The sequence below is a fragment of the Acetobacter tropicalis genome (assembly GCF_001580915.1).
Classification (GTDB): domain Bacteria; phylum Pseudomonadota; class Alphaproteobacteria; order Acetobacterales; family Acetobacteraceae; genus Acetobacter; species Acetobacter tropicalis.
Genome location: NZ_LHZQ01000168.1, coordinates 1 through 18,872, shown reverse-complemented (window position 1 = coordinate 18,872; position 18,872 = coordinate 1). Strand labels below are relative to the sequence as shown.

The 18,872-nt window shown below is 54.4% G+C and carries 12 protein-coding genes; 10 read left to right on the top strand and 2 right to left on the bottom strand.

The window, feature by feature from the left end:
* From AD944_RS03475 to AD944_RS03430, 10 genes are all read left to right on the top strand, one after another.
* Positions 1-1,259 (top strand): TonB-dependent receptor domain-containing protein (locus AD944_RS03475; protein WP_156477246.1); only part of this gene is annotated, 1,259 nt, incomplete at its 5' end.
* On the top strand, positions 1,252-2,457 hold the full coding sequence (locus AD944_RS03470) for an acyltransferase family protein (RefSeq protein ID WP_045542663.1): 1,206 nt from the start codon (positions 1,252-1,254) through the stop codon (positions 2,455-2,457). The genes AD944_RS03475 and AD944_RS03470, both read left to right, overlap by 8 nt.
* A gap of 508 nt (positions 2,458-2,965) precedes the next feature.
* Positions 2,966-5,854, top strand: coding sequence for a TonB-dependent receptor plug domain-containing protein (locus AD944_RS03465; RefSeq protein WP_045541739.1), 2,889 nt, complete (start codon positions 2,966-2,968; stop codon positions 5,852-5,854).
* 249 nt (positions 5,855-6,103) lie between these two features.
* Positions 6,104-7,717 carry a serine hydrolase gene (locus AD944_RS03460; protein WP_236709158.1) on the top strand — a complete coding sequence of 538 codons (1,614 nt, stop codon included), beginning with the start codon at positions 6,104-6,106 and terminating at the stop codon, positions 7,715-7,717.
* Positions 7,714-8,895: a serine hydrolase domain-containing protein gene (locus AD944_RS03455; protein ID WP_052427112.1), complete on the top strand. Its 1,182-nt coding sequence runs from the start codon at positions 7,714-7,716 to the stop codon at positions 8,893-8,895. The genes AD944_RS03460 and AD944_RS03455 overlap by 4 nt, the downstream gene beginning before the upstream one ends.
* Positions 8,896-9,003: 108 nt before the next feature.
* Positions 9,004-10,269, top strand: coding sequence for an FAD-dependent oxidoreductase (locus tag AD944_RS03450; protein ID WP_236709157.1), 1,266 nt, complete (start codon positions 9,004-9,006; stop codon positions 10,267-10,269).
* 1 nt (position 10,270) lies between these two features.
* On the top strand, positions 10,271-12,715 hold the full coding sequence (locus tag AD944_RS03445) for a penicillin acylase family protein (protein ID WP_045541738.1): 2,445 nt from the start codon (positions 10,271-10,273) through the stop codon (positions 12,713-12,715).
* Positions 12,712-13,977, top strand: coding sequence for a serine hydrolase domain-containing protein (locus AD944_RS03440; RefSeq protein WP_045541737.1), 1,266 nt, complete (start codon positions 12,712-12,714; stop codon positions 13,975-13,977). Before AD944_RS03445 ends, AD944_RS03440 begins: the two co-directional genes overlap by 4 nt.
* Positions 13,977-16,061: a S9 family peptidase gene (locus AD944_RS03435; RefSeq protein ID WP_236709159.1), complete on the top strand. Its 2,085-nt coding sequence runs from the start codon at positions 13,977-13,979 to the stop codon at positions 16,059-16,061. Before AD944_RS03440 ends, AD944_RS03435 begins: the two co-directional genes overlap by 1 nt.
* 16 nt (positions 16,062-16,077) lie before the next feature.
* Positions 16,078-17,010 (top strand): serine hydrolase, encoded by a 933-nt coding sequence (locus AD944_RS03430; protein WP_236709156.1) that lies wholly within the window; start codon positions 16,078-16,080, stop codon positions 17,008-17,010.
* 132 nt (positions 17,011-17,142) lie between these two features.
* On the opposite strand, the gene AD944_RS03425 is transcribed toward AD944_RS03430, so the two are convergent.
* Complete coding sequence (locus tag AD944_RS03425) at positions 17,143-17,907, bottom strand: SDR family NAD(P)-dependent oxidoreductase (protein ID WP_006560457.1); 765 nt, start codon at positions 17,905-17,907, stop codon at positions 17,143-17,145.
* Between the two features lie 218 nt (positions 17,908-18,125).
* Entirely contained in the window at positions 18,126-18,692 is a 567-nt protein-coding gene (locus AD944_RS03420) for a ferritin-like domain-containing protein (protein ID WP_045541734.1), read from the bottom strand.
* Positions 18,693-18,872 lie beyond the last annotated feature (180 nt).

Genomic DNA, 18,872 nt, shown 5'->3' with positions numbered 1-18,872 from the left:
GCCCGCTGGGGATAGCATTGGGTGTCGAACATCGTGGTCTGGATGGCTATTGGCATTCTTCTTGGCAGGATCAGGCTGGTTTGAACTCAAACCAGGTCCGTGGGGATACCGGCGGCGGCTATAATGTCACGGAAGTGTTTGGGGAATTAAGTATTCCGCTGTTGCGCAATCTCCCGGCTGTCAAGGCGCTGAATGCTGAAGTATCCGGGCGTTTTTCAAACTATAACACCTTCGGGCAGGCGTATAACTGGCATGCTGGCCTCATTTACGCCCCAACGGATGATATCAAATTTCGCGTTAATATTGCCACCGGCTTTCGCGCCCCCACCATTCAGGATCTCTACAGAGCAAAAGTTATTAGCTTGACCGGTACGCGTGATCCTTGTGCCTATATTTCTACCTATCCCTCGTCCGTGCAGGGCGTTATCGCCAACAACTGCCGTTCTCAAGGGATTAATCCTGATACATTCAAGCAGACAAACGGTTCTTTGAAATATGAAACGGGTGGAAATATTCATCTCAAACCCGAAATTTCACGAACCTACACAATAGGCTCCATCTTCACGCCCCGGTTTATTCCGGGCCTGACGGCAACGGTGGATTATTTCCACACGCACATTACGGAAACCATTGGCTATCCGTCTCTGCCAACCGAGCTGAACGGGTGTTATGAAAGCCCAAATCTCTCCAGCAGCTATTGCTCCATTCTGAATGGGCGTGATGTGAACGGACAGTTGTATCCTGTGGCCCGCCTGCATGAAAACACGGGGGCGTTTATTGAAGACGGTCTGGATATCAACGCGTCCTATCAGGTTCCGATTGACTACAACAATGGATTGTCATTCGGCGCTGATATTCAGGACATCATGTCCTACAAAATGCAGAGTCAGGATGGGCAGCCTCTCATCTCTTATCTGGGCACGGATGCGGGTGTTCCAAAATGGGTGGCAAATGGGTCAGCAACCTTTACCCATGGCCGCTGGAGCCTGACCTACATGATCCGGTTTATTGACGGGTTCACGTATTATCCCAACACCTCCTATGGGCCTACCGTATCGGAATGGTGGAAAACCAATCAGGCCTGGTATCATGATCTGATGCTGACCTATCGTGGAGACATGTATAACATTACAGCAGGTGTGAAAAACCTTGGTGGCCGTGATCCAAACTTCTACGCCAACGGAGACTATAACACCTCACCGGGTATGTATGATTACGCTGGGCGCTATGTTTATCTGAAAGCTCAGGTCCATTTCTAGGGGGCAGACACGGGCGAAGGCAGTACGGTCTTCGTCCCCAAAACGCATTGTCTCCATTGACATCCTGCGTGGCGTAACTGTTGCGTTCATGATCATTGTCAATAATCCGGGGGATTGGAACAAGGTCTGGCCTCCTCTGGAGCATGCAGCATGGAATGGCTGCACGCCTGCAGATCTTGTTTTTCCGTTCTTTCTGTTTCTAATGGGATGCGTCATTCCCTTTTCGTTTGACAGACGGTTAAAGGAAGGGGCGCAGCGCCGCCAGTTAATGGTTCACATTGTCTGGCGAGGGGTGGCTCTTGTGGGGCTAAAGCTTCTGCTTAGTCTGTATCCTTTTTTTCACTTTGGTCATCTACGGTTTTTTGGTGTCCTGACGCGCATTGCCCTGTGCTATGTGGCCGCCGCCAGCCTTTATCTCTGGTCACGCAACGCCGGTTTTCTTCTAGCTGTTATTGGTTTTATTCTGCTTGCTTACTGGGGCATTCTGTATGCGCTTCCAGTGCCTGGTCTGGGGTGGCCGGGGCAGGATTTCCCCTTCCTTGATCCTGCCAGTAACATGGCCGCCTGGCTGGACCGCCAGGTTTCTGCGTGGTGCAAGACATGGTTGCACACCGGCGTTCTGTATGAACAAACATGGGACCCGGAAGGACTGTTAAGCACATTTCCGGCTATTGCCAGCACTTTGTCCGGGGTTCTGGCGGGGCAGATTTTTAGAAGGAAGGATATACCCGCCGCGCGCCGGCCCATGCTTTTTGTGGTGGCTGGCGTGGCGAGTATTTTGCTGGGGCTGTTGTGGGGAGCGTTTTTTCCGCTCAACAAATCCTTATGGACCAGTTCTTTCATGCTTGTGTCTTCCGGCGCGGCATTGTGCTGCCTGGCTGTGTGTGACGCTATTTTTGATATCTTCATGTTACAGGAGAGAAGCGCAGCTATACGCTCGGTGGGCACATTTTTTCAGATATTCGGCATGAATGCTGTGTTCGCCTTCCTGTTTTCCGGGTTCGTGGCAAAAACGCTTCCTTTGCTGCCATCGCCTCTGGCGGGGGCTCCCTCTCTACAGGGAGCGCTGTATCATGCTCTTCTGGCGGGGCATCTGTCTTCGCCGCTCACGTCCTTTCTGTTCTCATGCTTTTTCCTGATTATTGTTTTTATACCGCTTTATGCGTTCTACCGTAGGCGCATCTTCATCAAGCTGTAGCCGTTTTGCGGGGTAGAGGCACACTTTATCTCGCCGGAGATAAATCATAAAAAAACCGTAATGGTCAGCGTTACGGTTTTTTCATACATCACAAAATAATCAGGCTCTTCTCAAGAGAGAGGCAAAATAGGTCCGGGCGGTCCGGCCCGGAAGCCAGCAAAAACCGCAGAGTAAGGCGGAATGAGGAACGCGCAGTGTAAGTGGGTGTGTTATATTGTGACCAATATTTAATACGTTAGGTTTCGAGTATTCTGATATTTTTACAACCAAAATATAAATAAAATATTCTATTTATATTTATAAATATTATGATTGATTAAAATAAAATAGAGTAAAAAAGACGGATAACTGTCTGGGGGTTATGATCGAAAACAGAAGATACTCTAGTGATAACCTAAGGTTAATGGGTAAAAATAGTTTTAAAATCGACACAAAAAATTAAATAAGACATATTGATGCTATACCGAAACAGAAAATGCCCCCAGGCCAGACCGTAGGAAGAAAAATCATGACGGCTTATGCAAGAAAGCGAAGTTTTTTATTCTTCTTCGTGGCGCTTTCATCGGGAACGGTGGTGCCCTTTACGGATACAGCCTATGCTGAGTCCGCGGCAGATTTGCAGGCTACGAAGTCAAAAAACAAGCATGCCTCGCATGTAGCTGCAAAAACAAAACCATCTTCTGCTAAAAAAAGCACCAATGATGAGGTCCTTACGGTTACCGGTAGCCGCATTGCCAACCCGCACGCGAAGTCACCCACACCTGTCAGCACATTGACGCAGAGTGATATTGCCAATCAGTCTCCTACCAACAATCTGGCGGATCTGGTCAATCAGCTTCCGCAGTTTGCCGGTAGCCAGACGCCCCAGAACTCACGTTTGGCTCTTAGCGGTGGAACGGCGGGTGTCAATGCACTTAACCTGAGAAACCTGGGGGCTGTGCGGTCTCTGGTTCTGCTGGATGGGCGGCGTACCGCGCCTTCCACAATTACGGGCCTTGTTGATATCAATACCCTTCCGCAGCAGCTTGTAAAACGGGTGGATGTTGTCACAGGAGGGGCCTCTGCCCAGTATGGGTCTGATGCGGTCGCGGGCGTGACCAACTTTGTGCTCGACAAGACCTACACCGGCCTGAAAATTAATGCTGATTCCGGTATTTCCACCTATGGGGATGGGGTCAACTATTCTACCTCCATTGCAGGCGGCTTTGGCTTTGCTCATGATAAAGGCCACGTTCTGCTGAGCGGTGATTACGCGCATGAAGATGGCATTTACAGCGTAACGCGCAAGTGGAACGAAAACGGCAACCGAATTCTGCGAAATCCTGACTACGCCGCAGGAAATGGACAGCCCTATTATATGGTGCGTGGACCGGGTGGCACCAATAATGCGCTTCCCGGTGGCATTATCAACTCCTCAACCGGCGCCGTAGCAAATTCTCTGAAGGGAATTTATTTTGGACAGGGCGGCAGCGTTAATCACTACAATTATGGGTCTCTCAGCACCTCGACAACATCCATCGGGGGCGATTATGCCCTGGCCGATAACGGGCGGAATATTGGCCTCCAGCCAGGCAGTGACCGGAAAAACCTTTTTGGCCGCCTGAGCTATGATGTCGCGCCCTGGATGACCCTCTACGCTGAAGGCGCGTATAACGAGAGCGAGTACATCTACAACGCTGGCCCCCAATATATGACATCCGTCAACCTGACGGGCGACAATGCTTATCTGGTGGATGCATTGGGCGCTGATGCACTGAAAAATGTTTCATCCGCAACTCTGGGCACCACCGCTCATGACATGCCTTACCGAAAGACGGATAACAGGCGCAACGTGCAGCGTTATACGTTTGGCGGTGAAGGCAATTTTGAAATGTTCGGCAAACGGGCTTCGTGGAGTGCCTATGCGCAATACAGCGCAACACGCACGCACGAGCAGATCTATAACGTGATGAACAACGCCAAGATCAAAAAAGCGACTGATGCTGTACGCTCACCCTCAGGGAATGTTGTCTGCCGCTCAACGCTGACTGACCCCGGTAATGGGTGCTCACCAATTGATTGGTTGGGAACAGGCGTTATCTCGTCCGACGCCATTGATTATGCATTGGGCGATCCGTACCGTGACGAAAAGTTTCGGGAAATTGTTTCAGGCGTCAACCTGTCCATGACTCCGTTTGCAACCTGGGCCGGGGATGTCAACGTTGCCGTCGGCGGAGAATACCGAGACGAAAGAGCGTCCGGCTATGTGCCTTCGGAGTATCGCTCTGGCTGGTCTGTCGGCAATTTCCTGCCAACAAATGGCGGCTACAACGTCAAAGAAGCTTACCTTGAAACGGAAGTGCCGCTGGCAAAAGGGCTCGCCTTCAATGGTGCCGTACGCGGGACCGATTATTCCACATCCGGCTATGTGACAACTTGGAAAATAGGGGGAACATGGCAGCCAGTTCAGGATGTTCTGTTCCGTGCCACCCAGTCGCGTGACGTGAGAGCGCCGAACATAAACGAACTGTACCAAGGCGGCACATCCCGCACCACATCTGTTCTGGACCCATGGACGGGTGGGACGGACACCGTGCTGGAAATGACAACCGGCAACAGCAAACTGAAACCTGAAAAAGCAAACTCCACCGTTGTAGGGTCAGTTATCACGCCGCGTTTCGCGCCAGGCCTGTCCATCTCGGTTGACTGGTTTCATATCAAGCTGAAAGACGCCATCCAGCAGTTCTATTCGCAGGATATTCTTGATCAGTGTTACCAGGGTGATCAGAGTTTCTGCTCTGCCGTCAGCCCAGATTCTTCCGGCAACCGTGATCTCTATGTTCAGGCAAGTCCGTTCAATTTCAGCAAGATCACCACAAGCGGCATTGATATTGATGCAAGCTACAGGCTGCCGGTACGCCGTATTTTCGCTAAAGTGCCGGGCGTTCTGACAGTCCACGGTCAGGCCAGCAACTATCTTAAGTATGTAGCAGATTCAGGCTTGAGCCCGGCTATTAATACTGCGGGTGATATCACGTCTGGCCCGCCTAAGTGGATCTACCGTTTTTCCGCTACCTATAGCCTGCCCAGCTTCAGTGTTACGGCCATTGCACGCGGTATCAGTGCAGGGAACTATTCCAACAGCTATGTGCAGTGCGCAACAGGATGCCCGGCCTATAATGCCTATTTCCCGACCATAGACAGAAACAGTGTTAAAGGGACGTTCTATTTCGATATGAACTTCACGTATAAACTGAAGTATCAGAACTTTGGAAATATGCAGGTTTTCCTGAACGTAACAAACTTGGCCAACTCCAAGCCTGTTCTTGTGCCAGAAAGCGGTTTGGCTGCTGATAGCACGTATAGCAGTCTGCTCGGGCGCACGTTCCGGGGTGGTATCCGGTTTGAACTTCAGTAAGAACCCGGAGACACCCTTCTATCGCGCATGAGCCCTGTTACGGTCTGATATGCTCCTCTATCCGCAGCATTTCTTGCAGACTGGCTCATGCGCCCGTTTCTCAAGAGACCTTTTTGAGAATACGATCTTTTTAAGAACACATTTTTCTCATTCCTTTCCAATAGCTATTGATATCAGGAGCCGTTTCTGGCTCTTGGTATTTTTATCCTTTCTTTGTTTCTCATGAGTCATAAGCAGGCATTCATCACAATGGCGCGCACACGAAACAGAATAAAACACCATGCTGGCACGGCCCTGTGGCACGGTACCCTGGCTGCCGTGCTTATGGCGTTATGCGGCGCGGCAGGCCATGCCGTTACCCTGCCTGATGGCCTGACAGAACAGCAGATTGATGATGTTGTCAGCCGGACCCAGCAGGCGTTTCAGGTGCCCGGTGTTGCGGTCGGCGTGATCCATGATGGAAAAATTGTTTTTGCAAAAGGCTATGGCCGCAAGGCTGAGGACGAAAAAAGCGGAAAGGTGGATGCCACCACCCTGTTTGCCATCGGCTCCAACAGCAAGGAATTTACCGCAACCGCCCTTGCCACCCTTGTGGATGAAGGCAAACTGAAATGGACCGATCGCGTCAGTGATGTGATGCCGGAGTTTCGCGTGGCTGATCCATGGATCACGCGGGAATTTCGGGTGAGTGATCTGTTAACCCACCACAGCGGCATGGGGCTGGGGGCTGGAGATCTGATGCTGTTCTCCCACAGCACCTTCACGCGCAAGGATGTTCTGGCGGCTCTTCCCTACATGCCGTTTACGGGCCGCTTCCGTGCGGATTATGCCTACAACAACCTGCTGTATGTGGTGGCCGGTGCGCTGGTGGAAAAAATCTCCGGCCAGACGTGGGAGCAGTATGTGCAAACCCACCTGATTGATGCCGCCGCTCTTCCTGCATGCCAGAGCACGTTTCCGGTTAAAGGCCAGACAGATGTTGCGGCAGGGCAGGGGAGCGATGGTGTGCTGCCTGATCGCGCAGCCCGCAAATCGGTCGCCATGGCCCCTGCGGGCGGCGTGTGGTGCAGCGTGAACGGCATGAACCGATGGGTGCAAACCCTGATGAATGGTGGTCAGACAGTGGATGGCCGGAAAATCATCAGTCTTGCTCAGCGGGATGCGCTATGGGCTCCTCATGCGCTGCTGCCTCTTCCTGATAGTGCGACCAAAACACAAAGCCACTTCCGCGCTTATGGCTATGGTTGGTTCATGGAGGATTTTTTCGGCCTGAAGCGTGTCTGGCATACCGGCACGGTCAGCGGCATGGTCAGTTATGTTTCTATGTTGCCGGAAAAGAATACGGGCCTGGTCGTGCTCACCAATCATGATGATCACCACGCAACCTATTCCATCGCCCTGACCATGAGCTCCCTTATTGCCACCGGCAAAACTGAGGATTGGGTTTCCTACTGGCAGGATGACGCCAAAAAGGCGGAGGAGAAAGCCGCGAAAGAGGCATCCACAACCGGACCGGGCTCCCCCGCGCGGCCCTTCATTTCCCTGCCGGTGTCAGACCTGAAAGACTATGTCGGCCTTTATCATGATGCCTGGCGGGGGGATATCCGTCTTTCTCTGAAAGACAACGCCCTTGTGATGAGTTTTAGTAAGGCCAATGGCCTGTCCGGCACATTGTCCGCCCTGCCTCATGATCTGTTCGTGGCCAAGTGGCAGGACCGCGCGAATGACGCGAGTGATGACAGCTACGTGCAGTTTGAGCGCGATACTTCTGGCAAGGTCACAGGGTTCCACATGCAGGTGGTTGGGTCTGACTTCAGTTTTGATGCGCAGGACATGCATCCCCTCAAGGTTTCCGATCAATGAAGGTTCATTTGCCCGCTCTCTCCCGCCGCAGGCTGCTGCAAGGCTCTGCGCTTCTGCTTGCGCAAGGGGGGCTTGCTGCCTGCCAGATACCGCGTGAGGCTGACCGCTTTGCAAAGGCAGATGCGCTGATACAGCAGGCCATCAGCAACGGGGAATGTCCCGGCGTAGTCTGGGGTGTTGGCCAACACGGACACCTCATTCATCGCGGGGTATTTGGCGCACGTAGCCTTGAACCACAGTGCGAGGCCATGACGTGGGACACCGTGTTTGACATGGCCTCCCTCACCAAACCCATGATCACTGCGCTGGCCGTGATGCAGCTTGTGGAAAAAGGGCTGGTGGATGTGGATGCCCCCGTCGCCCGTTATCTTCCGCAGTTTGCTGCGGGCGGTAAGGAGCAGATTACGGTGCGTTTGCTGCTCACGCATTTTTCCGGCCTGCAACCGGATCTACCACGTCATCCGGATTGGTGGGGCAAGGCCGCCGCCACAGAGCGCGTCATGCAGGCAGTGCCCAAACAGCCGCCAGGCAGCGGTTTTATTTACAGTGACCTCAATTTTATTGCTCTTGGCCTTCTGGTTGAGAAAATAACCCTGCAAACGCTTAACGTTTACGCACAGAAGAATATTCTGGCTCCCTTGGATATGGTGCAGTCGGGCTTTTTGCCTCCAGCATCCCTACAGGCGCGTATTGCCCCCACCCAATATGATGAACATGGCCACATGCTGCGTGGCGTTGTGCATGACCCCACTGCCCGGCGTATGGATGGCGTGGCAGGCAATGCCGGCCTGTTTTCCACGGCGGATGATGTGACGCGTTATGCGCAGGCCCTGCTGGACAAGCGCGCTGGCCGACCCAGCCCCTTTCCGCTTACGCGCGCAACGCTGCTGTGCATGACAACCCCGCAGCAGCCTGCAGGCCAGAAAAGCCTGCGCGGTTTTGGGTGGGATATTGCTTCCCCTTATGCCACACCACGGGGAGACCGGCTTTCCCGCACGTCCTTCGGGCATACCGGGTTTACCGGAACATCCCTATGGATAGACCCTGATAATGACTGTTATGTTTTTATTCTAACCAACCGCGTTCATCCCAATGGTGGGCACAGTGTGGTGCATTTGCGGCATGATGTTGCAACAGCCGTAGGAGACGCGTTGGGGCTGCCACTTTCTGGGCCGTAGAGGCAGGAATACCGCCAGGGTTAACCTCAAGTTATGGAGGGGCGGCATTTTTTAAATGGTGTGAAGAGGTGTCTCTTTTTAGATTTTTCCTAAGGAACACTTCGGAGCATGTTGTTTGCGCATGCCTCTCCCGTGCTCACCATTAGAAAGGGGTTGGCGGTTTTTATGCCTGCAAAGCGGACAATCACGGTTGTAGGGGGCGGTGTTATTGGCCTCACAACCGCTTACGCCCTCATTCAGGCGGGCCATGGCGTAACGCTGGTGGAGCGCGAGGACCATGTTGGCGAACAGGCCAGTTTTGGCAATGGTGGTCAACTCAGCTATCGTTATGTGCGCCCTCTGGCGGATGCCGGGGTGCCGCAGGAGGCGCTTTCATGGATGTTCCGTGCCGAATCCCCCATTTCGCTGAAACTGCGGCTTGACTGGCACCAGTGGCGGTGGCTGGCAGATTTTCTGCTAGCCTGTAATGCACGAACAAACCGGAACAATACCGCCAGACTTCTGAAACTTGCCTTGCGTGGCCAGCAGGCCCTGAACCAGTGGCGCCAGGAAGGGCTGGATGATTTTCTGTGGCGGAAGCCCGGAAAACTGGTTGTGTATCGGAACGCACACAAATTTTCCAAAGCGGCCAAAGCGGTCAGTAACCCGCAGCAGGAGCAGGTGTTGAGCCCGGCAGAATGCGCGCGGGTGGAGCCAGCATTTGCGGGCCTTGCCCCTGTGCTGGCAGGAGGCATTTTTTCTCCTGATGATGAAGTGGCTGATTGCTATCTGTTCTGTCAGTCCCTTCTTAAAGGCTTGCAGAAAAGCAAGGATTTTCATCATGTAAAAGGTAATGCCACACTGGAGGCAAGTGGCGCGGACCGTTGCCGCGTTCTTCTGGATGGCATCCCCCAGCAGACAGATGTGGTTGTGTTGGCCGCAGGGCTTTCTTCTCGTGCCATGGCGTACCCTCTGGGTATCAACCTGCCGCTCTACGGTTTGAAAGGATACAGCCTGACCGTGGGGGCTGATCCGGCAGTTCTGCCTGATGTAAGCGTGACAGATTATGATAACCGCGTGGTGTATGCGCGGCTGGGGCAGCGGCTGCGCATTGCCGCCATGGTGGATATTGGCGCACTGGATGCCACGCTTGATCCGCGCCGTATTGCCTCCCTGAAACGTCTGGCACAGGAAACACTTCCGGCAGCCGGGCCGTATAGTTCCGCCGCGACATGGGCAGGTATGCGGCCAGCCACGCCAACGGGTGTTCCCCTTGTGGGGCAGACACAATGGCGTAATCTGCTTCTCAATGTTGGGCATGGTGCTTTGGGGTTTACGCTTTCCGGCGGCTCCGCGCTGACAATCCGGGACCTTGTTGAAGGGATGCAACCGTAACATGACACATCACCCCACCGCTCTTTCCCGTCGCCATCTTCTACTGGGGGGTGTTGCTGCCAGTTTGGTAGGAGGTGCCGCCCGAGCTCTGGCCCGTACAGAAACGCCTTCCCGTATGGTTGGGCTGGCGGGGCTGGATGCACCGGTGGAGGTGTTTGAAGATCATTGGGGTGTGCCGCATGTGCGGGCGGCGTCCGTGCCGGATGCGTTCTTTGCCAACGGGTATCTGATTGCCCGGGACAGGCTGTGGCAGCTTGATTTTGATTATCGGCGTTCCATAGGCAGGCTGGCGGAAGTATTCGGTCCTGATTATGTACCCTCTGATACCGCAAACAGGCTTTTCCTGTTCAGGGGGGATGCGCAGGCGGAGTTTGCAGCCCTACCGCCCATGGTGCAGGCAAGCGCCCGCGCCTATGTGGCGGGTATCAATGCCTATCTTGAGCAGGCAAGCGCCAGAAGCCAGACTCTCCCCGAAGAATTCACCATTTTTTCCTACCATCCTTTACAGTGGGATGTTCTTGATCTGGTCCGCATACGGGCGGAGGCTACCGGCAATACCAAGGCCGAAATCCGGCGTGCGCGTCTGGCAGCACAGGGCGCGCTGGATTATGATGCACTCATCATGCCGCTGCGTCCGGCGCATAAGCTCAAGGTGCCAGACGGGCTGGATGTGCATGCTGTAACGGAACAGGATCTGGGCCTGTTTGGTGTTTTGCAGGATGGGCTGCCGCTTTCCGGTCTGCATAGGCCGCCGCCCCAGAGTGAGGGCGACCACCGGCGCGCCAATGAAGGCAGCAACGCATGGGTGATTGCCCCCACGCGTACGGCAACAGGTCGGCCCATCTTAGCGAATGATCCGCATCTTAATTTCAGTTCTCCGGGCCCACGGCATGTCATTCATTTAACTGCACCGGGGCTGGATGTTATTGGGGGTGGGTCTGCGGGTATGCCGGGTGTCATGCAGGGGCATACGGCACATTTCGCCTTTGGGCGAACCAACTTTCATATTGATCAGGAAGATCTGTTCATTCTGCGCACACATCCGTCTCATCCTGACCGCTATTTTCATAACGGACGCTGGCTGGAGATGGAGCGCACGGAAACAACCATTGCCGTGCGCGGTGAAGCCGCACGCACGGTCACACTTCGTTACGCGGCGCAGGGGCCGGTTGTTTCAGAAGATGCGGCACGGAACAGAGCCGTGGCAGTCTCCGCCACATGGCTGTATCCGGGGGCTAACGGCATGTTGGCCAATATCGGCATCAATCTGGCGCAGGACTGGAGGAGTTTCCGTGCAGCTTTAAAACTTCACACCAGCCCGACCAATTTTACATATGCGGATACGGCGGGCAACATTGGCTGGCAGGCCGCCGGTGGCCTGCCAGAGCGCTCAGGCGGTTATGATGGGCTGATGCCCGCCCCGGGTGATGGGCGGTATGACTGGAAAGGCCTTCAGCCGCTGGATGCGCTGCCGAACAGCTTCAACCCGGCACGCGGCTGGTTTGGAACATCCAATGAACTCAACCTGCCTGCGGATTATCCGTACGAGCAGCGCTGCGTCAGTTATGAATGGAAAGACCCTTACCGGTACAATCGCGTTGCAGAGGTTCTTGCTGCGTCACCCCATGCCACGCTGGCGCAGAGTGTGGCTTTGCAACATGACACGCTTTCCCACCTTGCGCTTTCCGTCGTGAAGCTACTGCCGGATGTGCCTGCTGATATCCGTGCAGAAGCAGATCTGCTGCGGCGGTGGGATGGCCGCGTAGAAGCCAAAAGTGCCGCAGCAGCTTTGTATGAAGTGTGGTGGACACGGCTGAACACCTTGTTCTATCAAGCGCTGGTGCCGGAAAATCTGCGCGCGCTTCTGCCACAACCGCTTAATGCGTCCGTGCTTCTGGCGTTCCTTCAGAAACCAGACAGCAGAGTCGGTGAAAAACCGGAATCCGCACGGGATGCCCTGCTGGTCAAAGCTTTTCAACAGGCTGTGGAGGAAGCGCGGGACCGTATGGGGCCAGTGGCTGCCGCTTGGCAATGGGGCATGCTGCATACGCTGCAACTCCGACATCCGCTTCATGCCGTGGAGGCTGTGGCCAAGGCGTTTCTTCCCATAGGCGGAGAAACAACACGGAGCGGCGGGGACCCTTATACCGTTATGGCACGCTGGTATAACCCTGATCTTTCACAAAAAGCGCTGGCTCAGGGGCGTAACCCGTATGCCGTAACAGGTGGGGCCAGTTATCTGATGGTGTGTGATGTCGGGGCGTGGGACCATTCCCTGTTCCTCAATTTTCCGGGCCAGTCCGCCTTGCCGGATAGCGGACATTATGAAGACTTCCTGCAGCCGTGGCTGAAGGGGGCCATGCAGCCTCTGGTGTTTTCTGCAAGTGCCGTGCAGGCGGCAACCAGACACCATGCCGTGTTGTATCCAAAAGGAAAAACACCATGAAATACGCTGTCTGTTCCACTCTGGTGCTCGCGCTGTCCACAACGGCAGCACTGGCGGAAAGTCCGACAGACAAAACCATGGATGCCGTGCTGACACAGGCCGAAGCACGGCCTCTGGCGGGGCTGGCGGCGGTCAGATTGCACAATGGTCGGCCTGTTTATCAGTATTATGGCGGGTTTGCGCGGCGTGATGGTGAACAGACTGTTCCGGTTGAGCAAGAAACCCTGTTCCGTATCGCGTCCATCTCCAAGGTGGTGACCACCATCGGGCTTATGGAACTGGTGGAGCAGGGCAAGATCAATCTGGATCATGATGCATCGGAGTATCTTGGTTTTCCGCTACGCAATCCGGATTTTCCCAATAAGCCCATTACCGTGCGGATGCTGCTGAACCATACGTCATCCATTCGGGATGCAGATGTCTATGTTCTGCCGCCCGATAAAACGGCCAGCAGTTTTTTTGATAAAACACACAAACCGGGCAGTCAGGACTATCATTTTTCCTACCATGACGGGCATGCACCCGGCACGTATTTTACCTACTGCAATCTCTGCTACGGGCTTGTGGGCACCATTATGGAGCGGGCCAGCGGAGAACGGTTTGACCAGTATCAGAAACACCATGTGCTGGAACCGCTGAAAATTGATGGCGGCTACAACGCGGCGGAACTGGAACACCCGGAGCGTCTGGCCACAATTTATCAGCATTTGCCAACAGGCTATAAGGCCAAAGTGGACAGCCAGCCGCTCAAGGGTTGGAGTGCAGACTCCCTGCAGGCTTACAAAATTGGAAGCAACGGCAGCATATTTTCTCCGCAGGGTGGCTTGCGTATTTCCGTGCAGGGTTTAACCCGTTTGGCACAATTCATGATCCAGCGGGGCACGTTGGATGGTGTCAGGCTGCTTGCCCCGCAGAGCATTGAGGCCATGGAAACACCTACATGGCAGTTTAACGGCAAAAATGGCGAGTGCCCATATCCGTTAAGTGCCTACGGTTTGAGCCTGTTTCTGCTTACAGGTGCCAAAGACACCAACGGAAAGCCTGATAGCCCTTATCCCGGTTACAAAGGCGGATTGCACGGGCATCTGGGGGATGCGTACGGGCTGCATTCCGGTTTCTGGTATAATCCGCAAAATGGAGATGCGTATCTGTTCGCGGCTGATGGCTTTCCGGATTATGATCAGGTGCGCCCCGGCCAGTATTCGTCTTTTTCACGTGTAGAAGAGAAAATTTTCACAGCGTTGGCAGGAGTGCAGCCGTGATGCGTTGTTTTCCTCTGGCTGCTACCCTGCTTGCAGGCGCGCTTTGCAGCATCCACCCGGCGCAGGCACGCCCTTTTGATGAAGCCGGAGCCCGCCAGCAGATCAAGGCCCTTCTGGCGCTGCCGTTTGCAACGGATCTGGTGGGGGCTAGCAAGGTTGACCGGTTTGCATGGGTCGAAAAACGCAACGGTGTGCGCAACATTCTGGCCGCAGATGCCACTGGCGCACCCAAGGCGCTGACCCATTTTACGCAGGATGATGGAACAGATTTATGGGGCCTGGCTCTTTCTCCTAACGGGAAAACCTTGGCCTATGTGGAGGGCGGAGACCCGGAATATCCGGATGATCCCTCTCCCAACCCCAATCTTTCTGCTTTTGGTACCCATCAAACCGTGCATCTGGTGTTGGACGGCGGCAAAGAAATACAGGTGGGCGAGGGCTGGAACCCCACCTTCTCGCCAGATGGACAGATGCTGGCCTTCACGCAGAAAGGGTCTCTCTTTCTGGCACCTGTTGGTGGTGCGGCAAAGGAAGTCATGACTGTGCGCGGCAGTCTGACCTCTTTGCAATGGGCACCGGATGGTACGGCGCTGGCGTTCACACTTGACCGTGGCACACATGCGCTGGTGGGCGTGTGGCGTCTTAAACCTGCGACCATGGCGTTCCTTGCTCCCGCACTCGCGCAGGATAGCCTGCCGACGTTCTCTCCAGATGGCCGGTTTGTAGCGTTTGTGCGCGAGCACACGCCGCTTACATACCAGAGCCCGCCAAAAGCAGCCTTCTGGAACCTGCATGTTTATGATCTTGCCACCAACACAGATCATGTGGTGTGGACACCGCCTGCAGGGCATGGCGGACGGTTTTTTGCACCAGAAGGCAGTGGCCTGCTGTGGTCTGATAACACGCATCTGCTCTTCCCGTGGGAAGGCAGCGGATGGCTGCGTGTCTGTCGTGTGGAAACAGCCACGGCGGCCGCACCACAGTGTCTGACGCCAGACAAAGCTGAAGTCTCATCCTATCGTTTGTCTGCTGATGGAAAAACGCTTTTCTATACCAGTAATGCGGGCAATGTTGATACCTGGCATGCATGGCGGCAAACGCTGGATGGCGCAGCACCCCAGCGCCTGACGCAGGGTGAGGCGATGGAGACAGACCTCGCCCTTGCAGGCGGCAGCGTGGGCGTGATGGCCGCCAGCGCCACGCAAACAGCGCACCCGGTTCTGTTGGCGCAGGGGCATACGGAGCATACGCCCGTTGTGCCAGAACTGCCTGCAAATACGCATTTTGTGACGCCCCGCACCGTTATTTTCCGGAGCACGGATGGCGGAGAGGTGCACGGGCAGTTGTTTGTGCCAGAGGGTGATGCCAAAACGCCCCGTGCAGCATTGGTGTTTGTGCATGGGGGGCCTCACCGGCAGATGCTGCCTGCGTTCAACAGCATGGGCTATTATTCCAACGCCTATGCCATGAACCAGACACTGGCCGCGCAGGGCTATGTGGTGCTGTCCGTCAATTACCGTAGCGGCACCGGGTATGGGGAGGCATTTCGCAATGCACCAGACATTGGCCGGCAGGGAGCGAGTGAATACAGGGATGTACTGGCAGCAGCCACCTATCTCAAAACTCGGCCAGATGTTGATCCTGCCCGTATTGGCATATGGGGTGGAAGCTGGGGCGGTTATCTGACTGCGCTGGCGCTTGCCCGTAATAGTGATGTCTTTGCGGCCGGGGCGGATTTTCATGGCGTGCATGACATGACACGGCCCGATAAATTCGGCCTTTCTCCCGCCCAGAACAAGGCGGCGCATGATCTGGAATGGCAGTCCTCTCCCGCGGCGGATATAGCGCACTGGCATGCGCCAGTCCTACTGGTACATGGAGATGATGATTATAACGTGGAATTTGAGCAATCCACGTTGCTCGCTAGATTGTTGTCCGAACAGGGCGTGCCGTATGAGGAACATGCCTTTCCCAATGAACGCCATGCTTTCCTCCGCATGCAGGATTGGCTGACGGCCTATATGTGGATGGATACGTTTTTTGGCCGCACATTGGCTCCCCGCGTTTCCGGTTCTCCCCACTAAAAGCAGAGGAATGCGGATGAAACATCTGAAGAGTTACGCTGTTCTGGCCAGCACTTTTCTTGTGGAGGCAGCCCTGCTGTGTGCTCCGGTCAGGGCAGAACCTGCTCCTTCACAGGAGCCATTGGCGCAAACTGTGGCCAGAATGGTGGAGAGTCAGAAAGGGCATTTTGCGATTTATGCGGCCCTTAGTGGTCAGGCGCCGGTCGTGTGTCTGAATTGTGATGATCTGATCAATGCGGCCAGCACCATTAAACTGTTTGTGCTGGATGCAGCATATGATGCGTTTGCAAAAGGTACCTTGCGGCCAGATGAGACCATTACGGTCCATAACCGCTTCCATTCTTTGGTTGGCACAGGTAATTTTGCCTTGCAGCAGAAAGAGGATTCTTATGATCCGCTTTATGCGCAGGCAGGCAAGCCGGTGCCCGTTTCAGAACTGCTGCGGGTGATGATCCAGTATAGCAGTAATCTGGCCACCAATCTGATGATTGAAAAACTGGGTGTGATGCCTATCCGGTCTGTTGTGAAAACCCAAGGGTTAAACAGTATTGTTTTCGGGCGCATGATTGAAGATTTTGATGCGAACGATCAAGGTATCCGCAACGAGGTTTCAGCACGCGGGTTAGGCGCATTTTTGCAGAAGCTGGATAACGGGCAGATTGTGGGGAAAGCGCAAAGCCAGAGCATGGTGCAGATCATGCTGGGCCAGAAGTTCAATGATATCATCCCCCCCGGTTTACCCGCAGGAACACCTGTGGCCCACAAAACGGGGTGGGTTCATGGCGTGCGGAATGATGCCGCCATTGTCACGCTTCCCAACGGCAGACACTATATTCTGGTTGTGCTGACATCCGGCCTGCCCGATGAACAGGCCGGAATCAAGGTTCTGAATACTCTGTCCAGCCAGACCTACGCGTATTTTCTGAAGCAGACAGCCTCCGCCCCCTGAAGTGCCCTCTCTCACCTGCGTTTCAGAAACAGCGCGAGAGAGGTAGCAGAAATTGTCTGTAGCGATAGCAGGGTAGGCGGCGAAGACTTCAAACTGCTGATAGCACCAGCAAACGCTGGCGTAGCGACAGGCTTATTGCGCCAGATACCCGCCATCTACCGGCAACACCGCGCCTGTGATGAAGGAGGCCTCATCTGATGCCAGAAACAGAATGGCGTTGGCAACTTCTTCCGGTTTTCCCATACGGCCCAGCGGGTGCATGCTAACAACCTTTTCAATACCATCCTTCCCCAATCCAGCTACGGCTGGGGTATCAATCGTGCCGGGGGCTACGGCGTTTACGCGCACACCGTGGCTGGCAAGGTCAATGGCCAGATGCTTCGTAAGGCCAGACGCTACAAATTTGGCAGGGCCATAAACAGCCTGTCCCTTCTGGCCCGCAAAGGCAGAAATGGAAGACAGGCAGACAATGGAGCCTTTGCCCGCTTTGACCATTTCTGCGGCTGCGTATTTGCAGCTTAAAAACATTCCCCGGCCATCAACCGCCATGGTGTGGTCCCACAAATCAACTGTGGCGGAGGCAAGATCAGCTTCCGGAATAATCCCCGCATTGGCCACAAGAATATCAATGCCGCCAAAGGTACTGACAGCTTCTTCCATAAGCCGTTTGATATCGGCCTCACTGGAGACATCGCCAGCCACTCCAATGGCTTGTGCGCCGATATTTTCAAGCTGCTGCACCAGATCATCCAGAGGGCCCTGGTCCTGATCGTTCAGAACCAGTTTTGCCCCTTCACGCGCAAAGCGTTCCGCAGTGGCGCGGCCCATACCACGGGCTGCTCCGGTAATAACGGCAACCTTGCCCTGAACCCGGCCTTCTGTTGCGTTTGTTGGCATAATAATCAACTCATTCCTGATAATAAAATGGAGAATGCAAGACGCAGTTTGCACAATCTGGCAGGTTTGTTTTGGAGTGTCTTTTTAAGGCCGGTTGCGTGGGGCTTGTCTTGCAATAATCCATCATTGCACGGTCAAGTCCCTCTTTCCGGTCTCAAAAATTTACTGCCGTCTTCAACTGCGTATTTTACAAACCGGGGTTTGAAAATGTCGTCCTGTTATTCTTTCAGGAAAGGGCGGCCCTCATGCGCAACCAACAGATCATGCATGTCTGTCGCATGTTCTTCTTCTTCGGCCAGAATCCGTTCCAGCATGATACGGGTTGTGGGGTCCTTGTCACCAAAATAGCGGATCAGTTCACGGTAGTGCTCAATAACAAGGCGCTCGGCTACCAGATTCTGGCGCACCATTTCTACCAGATTGCCCCCTTTGCCGTATTCACTGGCGGAGCGTGTGGCCAGACCTTCCGGGTCAAAATTCGGGGTGCCTCCAAGCTGGTCAATGCGGTTGGCTGCCGCCAGCATGTGAGCGCGTTCTTCCTTGGCATGCGTTGCAAATTCTTCGGCAACGCTCTCGCTGGTCAGCCCTTCAACAGAAATGGAATGCATGGTGTAGCGCAGCACGCACACAAGTTCGGTTGCCACTACGGTTTGCAAAAGATCAATGGCAGTCTGCACATCGCCTTCATAAGTGGGGGTGACAGCACCTTTCTCAATGGATTTCTGGGCCCGTTCGCGCAGGGTCTGTACGTCTGTCAGAAACGTATTTTCTGTTGTTTGCGCCATGGAGCACTCTCCTGTCTAAAATAGATTTTCATCCCGCTTTGCAGGACATTTCGCTTTTAACAACAGGATCAAGCCGGAATGGTTGCAGAGTTTTTTTAACGCTCTTGTGACTGGCGCCTCAGGAACTCTCACGGCAGGGGCGTGCTCGGTGCTCGGTGCTCGGTGCTCGGTGCTCGGTGC

Excerpts from the sequence above, each read along its gene's own strand:
- AD944_RS03465 (WP_045541739.1), top strand. The coding sequence starts at position 2,966 with ATGACGGCTTATGCAAGAAAGCGAAGTTTTTTATTCTTCTTCGTGGCG.
- AD944_RS03460 (WP_236709158.1), top strand. The coding sequence starts at position 6,104 with ATGGCGCGCACACGAAACAGAATAAAACACCATGCTGGCACGGCCCTG.
- AD944_RS03455 (WP_052427112.1), top strand. The coding sequence starts at position 7,714 with ATGAAGGTTCATTTGCCCGCTCTCTCCCGCCGCAGGCTGCTGCAAGGC.
- AD944_RS03450 (WP_236709157.1), top strand. The coding sequence starts at position 9,004 with ATGTTGTTTGCGCATGCCTCTCCCGTGCTCACCATTAGAAAGGGGTTG.
- AD944_RS03445 (WP_045541738.1), top strand. The coding sequence starts at position 10,271 with ATGACACATCACCCCACCGCTCTTTCCCGTCGCCATCTTCTACTGGGG.
- AD944_RS03440 (WP_045541737.1), top strand. The coding sequence starts at position 12,712 with ATGAAATACGCTGTCTGTTCCACTCTGGTGCTCGCGCTGTCCACAACG.
- AD944_RS03435 (WP_236709159.1), top strand. The coding sequence starts at position 13,977 with ATGCGTTGTTTTCCTCTGGCTGCTACCCTGCTTGCAGGCGCGCTTTGC.
- AD944_RS03430 (WP_236709156.1), top strand. The coding sequence starts at position 16,078 with ATGAAACATCTGAAGAGTTACGCTGTTCTGGCCAGCACTTTTCTTGTG.
- AD944_RS03425 (WP_006560457.1), bottom strand. The coding sequence starts at position 17,907 with ATGCCAACAAACGCAACAGAAGGCCGGGTTCAGGGCAAGGTTGCCGTT.
- AD944_RS03420 (WP_045541734.1), bottom strand. The coding sequence starts at position 18,692 with ATGGCGCAAACAACAGAAAATACGTTTCTGACAGACGTACAGACCCTG.